The 13,990-nt window shown below is 37.8% G+C and carries 9 protein-coding genes; 1 reads left to right on the top strand and 8 read right to left on the bottom strand.

Annotation, left to right across the window (positions count from 1 at the left end; all coding sequences use genetic code 11):
* From FNJ88_RS09850 to FNJ88_RS09820, 7 genes are all read right to left on the bottom strand, one after another.
* Complete coding sequence (locus FNJ88_RS09850; protein ID WP_143852952.1) at nucleotides 1–810, bottom strand: polysaccharide biosynthesis/export family protein; 810 nt, start codon at nucleotides 808–810, stop codon at nucleotides 1–3.
* Between the two features lie 41 nt (nucleotides 811–851).
* Complete coding sequence (locus tag FNJ88_RS09845; protein ID WP_143852951.1) at nucleotides 852–2,792, bottom strand: polysaccharide biosynthesis protein; 1,941 nt, start codon at nucleotides 2,790–2,792, stop codon at nucleotides 852–854.
* Between the two features lie 111 nt (nucleotides 2,793–2,903).
* Entirely contained in the window at nucleotides 2,904–4,034 is a 1,131-nt protein-coding gene (locus FNJ88_RS09840) for a DegT/DnrJ/EryC1/StrS family aminotransferase (protein WP_143852950.1), read from the bottom strand.
* Nucleotides 4,034–4,645, bottom strand: coding sequence for an acetyltransferase (locus tag FNJ88_RS09835; RefSeq protein WP_143852949.1), 612 nt, complete (start codon nucleotides 4,643–4,645; stop codon nucleotides 4,034–4,036). The genes FNJ88_RS09840 and FNJ88_RS09835 overlap by 1 nt, the downstream gene beginning before the upstream one ends.
* Nucleotides 4,642–5,250 (bottom strand): sugar transferase, encoded by a 609-nt coding sequence (locus FNJ88_RS09830; protein WP_143852948.1) that lies wholly within the window; start codon nucleotides 5,248–5,250, stop codon nucleotides 4,642–4,644. Before FNJ88_RS09830 ends, FNJ88_RS09835 begins: the two co-directional genes overlap by 4 nt.
* Before the next feature lie 59 nt (nucleotides 5,251–5,309).
* Nucleotides 5,310–5,570, bottom strand: coding sequence for a hypothetical protein (locus tag FNJ88_RS09825; RefSeq protein WP_143852947.1), 261 nt, complete (start codon nucleotides 5,568–5,570; stop codon nucleotides 5,310–5,312).
* 227 nt (nucleotides 5,571–5,797) lie between these two features.
* Entirely contained in the window at nucleotides 5,798–11,389 is a 5,592-nt protein-coding gene (locus tag FNJ88_RS09820; RefSeq protein ID WP_143852946.1) for a GEVED domain-containing protein, read from the bottom strand.
* A gap of 431 nt (nucleotides 11,390–11,820) precedes the next feature.
* On the opposite strand from FNJ88_RS09820, the gene FNJ88_RS09815 reads away from it, so the two are divergent.
* On the top strand, nucleotides 11,821–12,804 hold the full coding sequence (locus tag FNJ88_RS09815) for a lipoate--protein ligase (protein WP_143852945.1): 984 nt from the start codon (nucleotides 11,821–11,823) through the stop codon (nucleotides 12,802–12,804).
* Between the two features lie 49 nt (nucleotides 12,805–12,853).
* On the opposite strand, the gene FNJ88_RS09810 is transcribed toward FNJ88_RS09815, so the two are convergent.
* Complete coding sequence (locus FNJ88_RS09810; protein ID WP_143852944.1) at nucleotides 12,854–13,987, bottom strand: glycosyltransferase family 4 protein; 1,134 nt, start codon at nucleotides 13,985–13,987, stop codon at nucleotides 12,854–12,856.
* Between the last annotated feature and the right edge of the window lie 3 nt (nucleotides 13,988–13,990).

The following is a 13,990-nucleotide window of genomic DNA, read 5'->3' as shown; positions in this document are numbered from 1 at the left end:
TTATTTTTTGAAAACTAAAGCTAAAATGGTAACAACGATTCCAGCTACTGATATATAAATCGGCATGTTAGGATCTAATCTGGCTGTTTTCTCTTTAGTTTGATTAGGCGAAACATAAATAACATCCCCTTGTTTAAGGTTAAAAAATTCAGAGTTAATAAAATCTGCTTTTAACATATTTACCCGTTGTTTGGTTATTTGGCCACCTTCATTACGCACAATTAAAACATCATCTCTTTTACCATACATGGTAAGATCTCCTGCTAAACCCAGAGCAGTAAGCATAGTTGCTTGTCCATCCGCAATAATATACTGGCCAGGCTTTGCAACTTCTCCAAGTACGGTTATTTTGAAATTGGTGATTTTCACATTTACGGACGGATCTTTAATATAATAAGTTAATTTCCTTCTTAGATCATCCTGAAACTCAACTAAGTTTTTTCCCGCAACTTGTAATTTTCCTAAAGTAGGAAAGTCGATTTGTCCGTTCGTATCAACGATATAGGTAGGTCCAGCAACTGAAGATTGTCCCTGAGCTGGAGTATTACTACTGGGTAAAGATAAATTCGTTATTTCCCCAGACGAGTAATTCTGATTAAAGGGTTTTACCACATCCATATCTTTAGCGGTAATTACGATTACCAGCTGATCGCCTTCTTTAAGTGTTGTATTGCTGGTATTAATAGCTGTTTGAGTAGCGATTTGTTCAATATCCTGCATATAACCCAAATCACTTGCTTTATCTGTCGTTTTACACGAAAACAGCACTAATGAAAGGGTTAGAAGACTTAAAAATATGTTTTTGTTCATTTCTTTCTTTTAAAAAATATTTGCAAATATACAATTCTGTATTATTTGTCCAAGGCCTCATAAATTGAATTATTACTGATGAATTCTGGTACGATATCTTTCAGTATTTGCACTACTGCCGTTTTCTCTCCACGACAAGCGGCATCTGCAATGTTGCTACATAACCCATCTATCACCTCGAAGTCAATCGTGGGATCTTTTGAAATCATGATCTTTTCATGATGTGTAGGCATTGTTGTAGCATCATCGCTTAACAATTCTTCGTACAATTTTTCACCGGGGCGTAAACCTGTATAAATTACTTTAATATCAACATTAGGTTCCAGACCAGAAAGTTTAATCATACGGTGTGCCAAGTCCAAAATCTTGATCGGCTCTCCCATATCAAATACGAAGATCTCGCCACCATCTCCCATCGTTCCTGCCTGTAGAACTAAATCACACGCCTCTGGAATGGTCATAAAATATCGGGTAATATCACGATGGGTAATAGTGATAGGACCACCATGCTCAATTTGTTTCTTAAAATGAGGAATTACGGAGCCATTGGAGCCCAATACATTTCCAAATCTGGTGGTGATAAATTTTGTTGAATTATTTTCGGTATTTTGTAATGCCTGTACAAAAAGTTCAGCAGCCCGTTTAGAAGCTCCCATCACATTGGTCGGTTTTACAGCTTTGTCCGTCGAAATCATTACAAATCTATTGACCTTATATTGAGAAGCTAAAGTAGACAAGTTCTTACTTCCCTGAATATTAACTAAAATTCCTTCATGTGGGTTTTCTTCAATTAAAGGGACATGCTTATACGCGGCCGCATGGTACACCATTGAAAAATTATATTGTCGAAACAACGGTTCTAAGCGGTTTTTATTTGAAATATCTGCCAAAACAAATTTAAAAGAAATTTGCGGAAACAGACTCCGCATCTCTATTTCAATATCATAAAGTGGTGTTTCTGCCTGATCTAAAACTACGATTAGTTGAGGTTCAAAAAGGGCAACTTGCCTAACAATTTCACTACCGATAGAACCAGCTCCACCTGTAATTAAAATCGTTTTATTGAGATGTCTTTTTCTTACCTCCTCATTTTCTATTTTGATCGGTTTACGATTCAATAGATCTTCAATTTGTAACGTCTTGATCGTCCCTTCATGTTCATTACTTTTCAATTTTTGTAAGGAAGGTGCTTTGTAGATCTGTAGATCCTTTTCCAGAAAGAGTGTTACCCAAAAATTCATTTCGGATTTATCCATCAGTTCATTGATGAGTAAAATCCCGTCAATTGTCATTTCTTCTTTTGTACTGTGTTGGATTTTCTCTTTTGTATAGATCGGTTTTCCCAGAAGATGGGCTCTGTTCGAATCATGACGCTGCGTAACAAAACCAACAATATGATATGGAAGATGTGGATTATCGATAATTGCACGAGCCATCGCGACAGATTGCTCGTCAATACCTAATACCAAGATTCTCTTGCGCGAAGTACTGCGCTGGAAGTCTCGCATCATATGAAAAAATTCCTTTACAAATAATCTGAAAAGAAATAGGAACATGAAGGAAACAATAAAAAAGAGGGTAAGAAAAGGAAGTGAATTAAAAATCAATCTATTATCCGAAAGAAAATAATACAGAAAATTAATAATGGCTACTGAAATTGTCGTACTGAAAATGGCCAGAAATAATTTAAAAAGATCGATAAAAGTAGAGTGTCGTATGATCCCAGAATAAGTTCTAAAGACAATCATAAAAAACACACTTAATACAACGATTATTAGAAAAACCAAATCTGCAGTCCCAAATATATGGTCGGCAGATGCATTTAATTTCTCTATTAAGAATCTAGAAAAGAATACAGATAAAATAATCAAGCAAACGTCGATCGCCAAGATAACCCAACGGGGTAAATAACGAACGTCTGAAAAATTCATCAAATTATCCCCGCCGTATATTTTTTTTTTCAAAATAGTCCGTAAACTCATTAAAATAAATATTTAAATATAAGTATTTTAATATCGACACCATTCACCTTCATTCCTTATTTTTAATTGTACGCAAATTACAATTAATATGCCAAAAAAAGAAGGAATATATTAAAGCAGTGTTTTTTTTATGATTTCTGTAATTCGTTGTTTATCGCCTTGCGTGAGATTAGAACCTGACGGTAAACATAACCCTCTGTTAAAGAGATCTTCTGCGATGCTTTTACCAAAATAATGACATTTCATAAAGACTGGCTGTAAATGCATTGGTTTCCAAATTGGCCTGATTTCAATATTGGCAGCCGAGAATCCGTTTATTACTTCCTTAATCTCAATCTTAGAATCAGGATCTATAGTAATAATATTCAGCCAATGGTTAGAATAAAAATCATCAGAAGGTTCCGTATGCAAGGAACAATAAGGGTGATCTTTAAAGATATCCTGATAAAAAAGGTGATTTGCTCTGCGCTGGGCAATCCGCTCTTCTAAAACCTCCATTTGTCCTCTACCAATTCCCGCACTGATATTGCTCATCCGGTAATTGTATCCTATGGAAGAATGTTCGTAATGAAGTGCATCATCTTTCGCTTGCGTTGCCAAAAAGACTGCCCTTTTTTTTAGGCTTTCATCTTTAACAATTAATGCACCACCTCCAGAAGTGGTGATGATCTTGTTTCCATTAAAACTGATTACTGAAATATCACCAAATGTACCACACTTTTGACCTTTGTAGGTACTTCCCAAAGCTTCTGCACTGTCTTCTATAACTGGTATATCATATTTTTCCGAAAGAGATTTGATCTCATCTACCTGGTAGGGTAATCCGTACAAACTAACGGTAACAATTGCTTTTGGTTTTTTTCCTTTGGAAATCCCGAATTTGATTGCTTCTTCTACCGCGTTTGGGCACAAATTCCAAGTGTCTTTTTCACTGTCTACAAATAATGGTTGCGCTCCTAAGTAAATAATAGGATTAGCCGTTGCAGAGAAAGTTAAACTTTGACAAATTACAAAATCACCGCGCTCTACTCCCAGTAAAATCAGGGAAAGATGTATCGCAGCAGATCCAGAGCTTAAAGCGGCTACATGAGAATGCTGACCTAAATATTTTTCTAAGTCTTTTTCAAGTCCATTTACATTCGGTCCTAAAGGCGCAATCCAGTTTTCATCAAACGCGTGCTGAATATACTTCATTTCTCCACCACCCATATGCGGAGATGATAACCATATTTTCTCTTCCATTAATTTTCTTCTGAAATAAATCTAATTATTCTACCTGGATTGCCCACTAAAACTGCGTTTGCCGGAACATCTTTTAAAACAACTGCACCAGCACCTATAATCGCATTTTCTCCGATGGTAATGCCCTGGATCACATTTGCCCCTAAACCAACGTGAGCTCCTTTTTTCACAATGATATTACCTGCAAGAGATGCTTTTGGTGAAATATGTACAAAATCTTCGATCACACATTCATGTTCGATAATGCTTCCAGTATTGATGATGCATTGTTTTCCTATCTTAACTTCAGCATTAATACAAACATTAGGCATAATTACAGTTCCTTCCCCTATTGTTGTAAAACGAGAAACGTACGCACTATAATGTTGCATTGTCTCGAAGTGACACCAATTTCTGATTCGATGATAAATAATTTCTCTAATGCGATTATCACCGATAGCAATAATAACGTTTTTGTCCTTTAATAATCCTTCTGTTGGTTTAAGAATTTCAAGATGATGCGGAAAATGGTCCGGCGGATTATCGTCTACCAGATATTCTATTAATTGATTATTGGAAAGGATCAAGTCGTAAATAACTTTAGCCTGTCCTCTGGCTCCATATAAAATCATGCGGCATTCCCTTTAAAAGCTTCCATTGTAATTAAATTATTGGCATTCACCCCATGTCGTCTAATCACTTTTTGAACGGTGATCATCATAATCTTGGCATCTAAAATTGGTGAAATTTTTTCCACATACTCCACATCATATTTAAATTTCTCATCCCAGGATAAAGCGTTTCTGCCGTTAACTTGTGCCCAACCCGTAATTCCGGGTTGCACATGGTGTCTCCTGTGCTGCTCTTCATTGTAAAGGTCTAAGTATTCCGGAAGTAAAGGTCGCGGTCCTACAATACTCATCTCCCCTTTCAATACATTGATCAGTTGTGGAATTTCGTCCAGCGATGTTTTACGAACTACCTTGCCTACGAAGGTCAAACGTTCATAATCCGATAATAAAATACCATTTTCGCATTTCTTATCATTCATCGTTTTAAATTTGATGATATGAAATATGTTACCGTTCTTACCGGGTCTTTTCTGGATAAAAAAAGGATTCCCTTTATTACTAACTGACAACAAAAAAGTGATCAATAAAAATACGGGACTCAACGCGACAAGACTTAAAAACGCAATCGAGAACCCTGTAATGGGTTTTAGAATACTTCGATACATTGATAATTTACAAGGGATTAGAATTAGAATCTATACACTTCATTTTAGGCGTTCATCAACTACGAAAGTAATTTCTTTTTTTGGTAAGTCTTGTATATGATCATACCTACTGCAATACTTATTAATACGGGTATATAATCATCAATGGGAACAGGCTTAGGAGGATTTCCAGGAAGTCTGTCCGTTTCATTTTCGCCACTTTCCGGGATATCTTTAGGTTTTTCCACCGCTTTCTCTGTTTCGTAAAATGGGTTGTCTGCTTGTTGAGCATGGAGGAAGTAACCCGTAAGAATAAGAATTACGAAAAGAATTTTTTTCATCAGTTTTGTTTTAGCAAAAATAGCATTCAAAATATAATTATAAGACAAAAATCAAATTTTTTTATGATTATTTATGATTTAAAATTAAATGAATAATCATATTTGATTGATAACAATAAATTAACCTTCTTTTATCAATTGAAAATTCAAATCATCTCTATCGTTGATCAAATTACATCAATAAAAAAGCCAGCACCAGAACTGGCTTTATTATTCATCGTTCGTAATTATTTTAAAACTTTCCTGGAAGTAATTTCCCCTTCCTGATTAATTTTTAAAATATACACTCCTTGTGCGAAATTTTCTGCAGGAATAACAATCTTATAATTATTAGATTGCTCTTTGTACATTAATCTACCGCTGACATCATACATTTCTATGTTTGTAATCTTTTTATCCGCTGATTTAATAACAAAATCTCTCCCGTCTTTATATACCACAAGGTTTTCCTTGGACAGGTCACTGGTTGCCAGAACGTTATCTGATTTATAAATTAACTCAAATCTTCCGTTGGTTTGTCCTGATTTGGCCACGAAACTATAATTGTTCTGCATAAGGTTCGTCACCATACCAGTTTCCTTGTCACGCAAATAGATCTTTTGGCCATTCGTAAAGATTCCTTCTCTTTCCCCTAAGCTGAATACGTAAGAACCATCAGCATAGTGACTCGTTCCTAACTGAACGACATCATCCGTTACCAAAGGTCCTTTTCTTCCTTGAATTCCTAATTTGAAATCCGCTAAAGTGGTATATAACGCATCTGATCCTACTACGGGAAGTTCTGCGTCATAATTGGTATCAAACTGATTGGTGGCTTCTTTTTTATAACCAACCAAGGCGGTGGTTACGACCCCAAGAGGCGTCGTTAAATGAATCCAGTAACGATCATCTGAAACCTCAGCCTGTTCTTTTGATTCAACTCCTTTACTAAAAAAGTTTGAAGTGGAAGAAATAGACCGGGTTGCATTTTTAAAATTCAGGGTCTTACCTGTACCTAGCGCTTTCACGATAAAACCTTGGCCTACTTTAATAATATTCGTAGGAGTTTCACTTTTAATCGTATTATTAGCCTGCGAGGTCACTGAACTGGTGGCCGGTATTCCCCCTGTAAGATTTAAAATAGCATAGTTATTAAAAAGACCTCCTGAAGGATAATTGCTTCCTTGCATCGGTCCATTTGGATTGATATTAGTCCAGAAATAAGCAAGTCCTTCTATTGCCGTGCTGTTGTCCGCAACCAGTGTTGTAAAATTGATATTCGACGAATATGGATTCCCAACAAGATTATACCCTCCACTAGCCCCTCTGTATTGCAACGCAAATGGAATTAACCCATTATTAGGAACTCCTTTAAAAGAACCTTCAAATACCGATGGTACTGTATTGGAAAAACTGTTATTGGCTCTAATACCATAGCCTTTGGCAGCACTTTCGAAAATACCAGCACTGTTATTTCCAAAAACGTTTGTAGTTGGAGGAATATGATAAAATTTATCATCAGTTTCATTGTAGGTATAGAATCCAGCATCGAGCGTTCCCGTAGAAAATGCTTTTAACTGTTGCGCTTTAACAGGACTTGCCCAATAAGTATAATCTTCCCGTTTTGAGGTAGAGTTTCTATTGACCGTAATTGGTCCTACATTGACCGCTGCATCCGTATTTTGCACCAAGTTCGCATCATTTTGTACAATCAAACGGTCTACTGTTTTTCTGTTGATGATCTCATCATTTACTGTTAAGGCACTACCGGTGTTGACCGTTAATTTACCATTTTCAATAATTGTGATGCTCTTTGCCATTGCACCGGCTGGATTTAGAGAGCTGTCTACAATTAAAGGAGTCCGCACGATCACACATGTGCTGAGATCCGGTAAGCCATTTGTTGGTTTCCAGGTTGCTGGTGTGTTCCAAGAGGTACCTGCATTATTCCATATTTTACTAAAATTCTCCACCTGTACTTTACCCGTTGCGGTACAGCCATTATTTAGGAGTGCTGTTGCATTGATATTCCAGCTGGTGTACTGTTCCATCTGATCAGGGCTCGGTTTAATATATACTGCCGCGGTGGAACTTGTTGTCGAGTAAGGCACGGTCGCTGCCGCATCAGCGTAAAAATCAATAGCATGATCCTTGGTCCAACTAAACGAAGCTGCCAAATCTTTTTCACCATACAATTCTACATCGTCAATCGCTACTCCATCACACCAGTCATCAGCGTAATAGAGAATTCTAAGTTTGAAATTAGTTTTCCCTTTATAAGCATTTAAATCATAGTATGAGAATGGAACTGCTGCACTTTCACCAGGGAAAGCAAAATTACTGGCTTCTCCAATACTTCGGGTAATATAATCCAGATCAACCCAAGGGGCTCCATTATCCGAAACCTGTATTTTTACAAAATCTTTGAGTGGCTCTTCATTCAACCCTTTAAAATATCGGGAATAATACATTCTAAACTTAAATCTTAATGTATTGAATCCTCCTGTATCTAAGGGTATGGAAGTTAAGGTTGTCTCTACTCTTTTTTTGGATCCAATATCAGAAGTTGTAAATAAAAAGTTATTGCCCTGCGCTCCAGAAGCTACAGCAGGCGTCCAGGTTGTTCCTCCATTGGCCACAAAAGCACTTGACTGTTTGGTCCATTGGGTTTTTATATCAAGAGGTCCTCCTGTATCAATACTGTATTCCCGTCCGGGCACAAATTTTCCGGTTCCAGCTGCCTGAAAATTATCATTAATTAACCAGTCTGTTTGGTTATTCCCTGAAGCCGACAATCTAACGATGGAGTTATCGCCACATGCCTTCGCACTGGACGGGGTAAAGGTAATAACCGGCACAGGATTGATAAAAGCTTTCGCTGGAACCCTGCTTAAAGATTCGCAGCCTCCGTAGGCTGTTACGTAAAAAGTTTTGGTTGCAGAAAGAATTGGCGTCGTCCATACCGTTTTTCCCGCACCGTCTGGAAGAGATGTTCCTACCAAGGATCCTCCTTTTATGGCATCATACCAACGAAACTCGGTAACTACTCCAGAAGATTCGGCTTTTAAATCCACAGATGTTCCTGCACAACCTGTCGCCTCGGTTGTACCTGTTACCATACTCCAGCAATTAGCAACTACAGTAAATAAATAGTCTTCTGTCTCTCCATTCTGAGAAATATCTCCACAACTGCTAAAATTTTCATCAACTGAACTTGTTCGGATCCTGATTCTATAATCACCCGGAGGTGCATTATCAGGAATCTTAAACCCAATCGTGGTTGAAAACTGCCCTGTACCACCCGCATTATAAATATTTTCTCCAAGATCAGTGAAGTCGCCATCACCATTCCAGTCAATCCAGGCTTTGTATAAACTTTCTTTGGTAGTTACCATCAATACATTGACACCACCACCCTGTGCTTGTACGCTTTTAGGTAATCCTGTATAATCTTGGTAGCCTATTGGCGCAGTAGTATTGTTAAATGGTGTAGCTTGAATATTTTCAGCTTCCACTAAAGTCCCTTTAAAAGCGACCGATGTAATATAATTGGTGGTTGCGTATCCACTGGATACCGTAGGAGTACAATAAGTTACCGGATTTGTTGTAAAACTTTTTTCAGGAGTATAAGCAACAAGTCCAGAATTGGTACAGGTTACTTTTCTTCTATAAATTCTGGTAGTATTAGGCGTTGGAACTGCTGTAAAACCAGCATTTATCTTCGTTTGACCGGCAATATCGGTCCAGGGACCACTGCTAGTTTCTGCAATTTGCCATTGGTAGATTAATCCCCCATCTGTGGAAGGTGCAGAAGCCGTCGCAGTAAATGCAGATAAAGGTGCACCTGTGCTGGAAGATAGAGTAAAAGTCCCAGCGGTTGGTGCACCTGAACAAGGAGTTGGTGTAAAACAACTTATTGTAAATTCAAATCCATCACATGGTGTACCAGTATCCGACTGAAATTTGACCGTAAGCGAACCTGTTTTAGATGTTATTTGAGATGGCAGATCTGATTTATAATCTCTGCATGTGCCTGTTCCTGAGGTGTGAATGAAACCACCGGCCAGAATTTCTCCCGTAGTGCCTTCTCCATCGTATATCGTTACATAATCTGGATAACTACGTTCTACATTATATGATACTACATTCAATCTCACTAATGCGCCAGCTGTAGCAGGTTTAATAATAGTAAATCCATTAGAACTATTATTATACTGCCCAGTTCCACCGTTATCATAAATAGTTCCAGAACAAGTTGTAATTGTTTCATTGCCCGTTGCAGGAACTTTATAAACTCCAGAACCTGTTACAAAAGTTTTTGTATCTGAATAACCTGACAACCCAGAACAGGTTATTTTTCTCTTGTAATAGGTGGTAGTGCCTGGAGTATTGACAGCTGTAATATTTGCTGTAGCGGTAGTGGCACCTGTTACATTAGTCCAAGGTCCACCCGCACTTGTTGCAGATTCCCATTGGTAGGTTAATCCCGTTCCTCCACTTCCGCCAGCAACACTTGCAACGAAAACACTTGAAGGCGCTCCAGAATTTGGCGTAAGCGTTACCAGTCCACCCGAAGGTGTTCCTGTACAAGCTGGCGGAGACGTGATGTTGATCACATAATCCTCTACCTGACCGTACGTTTGTGGATCGCAATCATCAGGATAACTATTATAATGTTTAGCCACACGCATCTTGGTAAGTCCCAAAGTAGCCGAAAATGGAATTAGAATATTATTCGTAGCTACAAGAGCATCTGTTCCGGTCGAATTTTTAATTGTTCCAATATCGAAACGCTCGCCGGCATCGGCAAAGCTTCCATTTCTATTTAAATCAATAAATACAGTAAAATAATCGGTAAAATCACCATCTGTATTCCCTTTTAAAGAAACGGGATACGTTTGCCCCTGTGCTATATTTGCGGGAATTCCACAAAAACTTTCATAAGCAGGTGAGGATAGCAATGGAGAGGAAGTATTATTGATTCCCCCAAAGGTGACATTGGTAATGGGTTCTGAATTAAGGAAAACCTTGGTACAATAATTAGATGGTATGCTACTGGTATAGGTAATCCGTATTTGTCCAGGACCGCCAGATCCACCTTTCCAGGTATCATTACTCGTTCCTTTTTTTGACCCAGATCCACCAGCACCAATAGTCGCACTGACACCATCACCCCAGCTTGAGTTAATTCCATTGGCACCTGCATAACTATTGGCTGCCGCAGCTCCGCCAGTAGCTCCATTCGCATTATTTCCTTTTGCGTTTCCGGCACTCGCACCACCTCCTCCAGTGGTAGTTGAAGTAGCATTTCCTCCATTTCCTCCATAGGTACTCACTGTTGTACCTCCGACGTTACCTGAGGTTAGCGCAATGCTCCCAGTACCTGAACCCGTTCCCATAGTCGCAGCACCTTTTCCACCGACCGCTAATAAAGTGATAGGTGTTGAAAACCACGAAGCTGAACCATCATTTGCAGCCGAAGCAGAACCGTTACCACCTATTCCTACAGAATAACTGATTTTGGAGTTAGGAGTAACCGTATAACTATTTCTTACATAGCCCCCTCCAGAACCTCCTCCACCTCTCCCTGCCACACCATTTCCGGTAACAGACTGCCCGCCGCCGCCAGCTCCCCAAACCTCTACCGTTATTGTCGTTACATCACAAGGGACATACCAACTGGTTTGGTCAGCAGGAAGAATGATCGTCGTCTGGCTAAATAAAGAAGAAGAAAATAGAATTAAAAATAAAAAAATAGAACTTTTTATCTTTTGGGTAAGATTTTCTCTAGTAAAAATTGGATTTGTGTTTTGAGAGGACAGGAGTAGAGTGTTATTCATATAAAACTTTTGGCAGTTATACTATTATAAATTTTTTTTCACGGTACAAAGATATATCATTATGACAAAAAAACAATACCCTTAAGAATCAATTTGTTTCGTCAATTTTTAATTAAAAATATAAGGTCATAATGGAGTTTCAGTAAAAAAGAAGGTGGTAGAGGTTAGAGGTTAGAGGTTAGAGGTTAGAGGTTAGAAATAACGAGGTACTGTATTTTGGTGGGTTACTCTGATTTCGAAAGATTTATTTTACCACAAAAGAAACAAAAGTTTGGGTGTTGAGTTTATCATAAGAGGGCAAAAGGTTAAGGTTGAGGTTGAGGCTGAGGTTGAGGCTGAGGCTGAGGTTTTGGTTTTGGTTGAAAAATAAAGGGTAAGGTGGTTTGGCTTATCTTTATTAAAAGCCTTAATTTTACAAGAAACAATGACCTATGCTTTTAATTGACTCGCCCTCCCACAACGCCTATTTTAATATTGCTTCTGAAGAATATCTGTTAAAACAATTTCCTACAGAAGATCTATTTTTATTGTACGTAAATGCACCTTCCATTATTGTGGGTAAGTTCCAAAATACCTTGGCAGAAATTAATTTGGATTATGTAAACGAGCATCACATTAAGGTAGTAAGAAGAATGTCTGGTGGCGGAACCGTCTATCACGATCTTGGAAATCTTAATTTTTCTTTTCATACGTTATTAGGTCAGCATGATTTTATGGATTTTTCGATCTTTACAGAACCGGTGCTTAAGATTTTGAACCGTTTGGGAGTTCCGGCAATATTGCAGGGCAGAAATGACCTGCTGGTGGATGGTAAAAAATTCAGTGGTAATGCAAAACTGGCGCGACACGGCAAGATGATCCAACATGGAACGATTTTATTGAATTCGGAAATGGAAATATTGGGAGAAGCCCTAAAGGTGAATCCCCTAAAATACGTGGATAAAGCCATCAAATCTACGAGATCACGGGTTACCAACCTCATCGATTATTTACCAAAAGACACTACGACCAATGATCTCAAGAATCTCCTGACCCAGGAAATTATAAAAAACAATCCCGGAGCCCAGACTTATGAGTTGACGAAAGAAGATTTGGAAGGAATCGAGAAATTAATGAAAGAAAAATATGAAACATGGGACTGGAATTTTGGCTTCTCCCCCAACTATAATTTCAAAAAGGCCCTAAAAATACCGGCTGGATTTATAGAATTTCACCTGGAAGTCGTTCATGGCATCATTGAGAAAGCGAAAATATTTGGTGATTTCTTTGCCTCCAAACCCATCGAACTTTTTGAAGAGCAGTTAGTTGGTCAGCATCATGAACTCACCAGTTTAAAAAGACTTCTTCAATCCATCGACCTAACGGCATTTTTCGGAAAAGTGACGGAGGAGGAAATTTTGGAGGGATTTAAGTAGGTTGATTTTGGTTACCGTATTAACTTTGAAATCAGCGGAATTTGGTGGATCACTTTAGTAAATCTCTATAATATTGTAACCATTCTCCTGATATTTGAGCAGCCGTAAAGTTTTCTAAAACATATCTTCTGCCCGCTTCTCCCATTTTAGTTCTTAATTGCGGATCGGTTGCCAGTTTTTTCATTTGAACATAAATAGACTCTACATCATGTACAGGATGTCTGAAACCAGTTTGATCGTCAATAATGGTCTCCATCAATCCATAAGTATCACTACAAATAATAGGTAATCCCAATAATGAACCTTCTATTACTGTGGTACCAAAACCTTCCCGATGGCTCGGTAAGCAAAGAACGTCACCTATTTGAAGCAGCAATTCAGGTTCGTTTGTAGATCCATAGAATTTAAAGTTGGGATCTCCCACTATAGAAAGAATCTGAGGCACTAATTTCTCTTCATCAAATCCGATCAGCAGTAATTTAACATGTGGGATTTCCTGTTGCAATTTGGAAAACGCCCTGGCTAATTCAATTACTCCTTTATCTCTATTAATTCTGCCTAAAAATAAGAAGACGACCTCATCTTGACTATACTTCTGTTCTGCTCGATACCTTTCTCTACTATTGATATTAGGTCTGAATTTATTAATATTTACTCCGCTAATTGAACCTTTGCCCAAAACTTTTGAATTGTGTTCTGTTATTACTTTTTTAGAAATTAAGAACTTTCTTTGCGATTGCCCATCTACCAAGATATTAGTAGATAAGGAAACTAAAAACCTGTCCAAGTTCATCAGTAACGCTTTCATTAAGCCAGTTTTGGTATACCATACCTGCCCGGTAAAAATGTGAGTACGCACTTTTGTTTTTGCAATTTTTCCAGCCAACATTCCTATTAAACCAGCTTTTGGTGTTACCGTATGAATGGCATGAAAAGACTGTTCTTTCAGAACTTTTCTTAACTTATTTAATGCTTGTAAATCTTTAATAAGATTTATTTTCCTCTCTATTTGAACATGAAAAATGTCTGTAAGATCCGGTGAAATATTAATCTGCTCTTCATTTTTGAAATTAGCCACCAGATAGACTTCAAATTCGGTAGATAGCGCCTTTATATTTTCCAATAGTAATGCCTTAACCGTTAAAGGACTGGAAACAATAAAGCAAATCTTCTTTTTATTCATTAA

Origin of the sequence: Chryseobacterium sp. SNU WT5, from assembly GCF_007362475.1 — a bacterium.
In the GTDB taxonomy this organism is placed as follows: domain Bacteria; phylum Bacteroidota; class Bacteroidia; order Flavobacteriales; family Weeksellaceae; genus Kaistella.
Note: the sequence above shows the minus strand (reverse complement) of the source record. Positions and strands in the feature narration are given on the sequence as shown.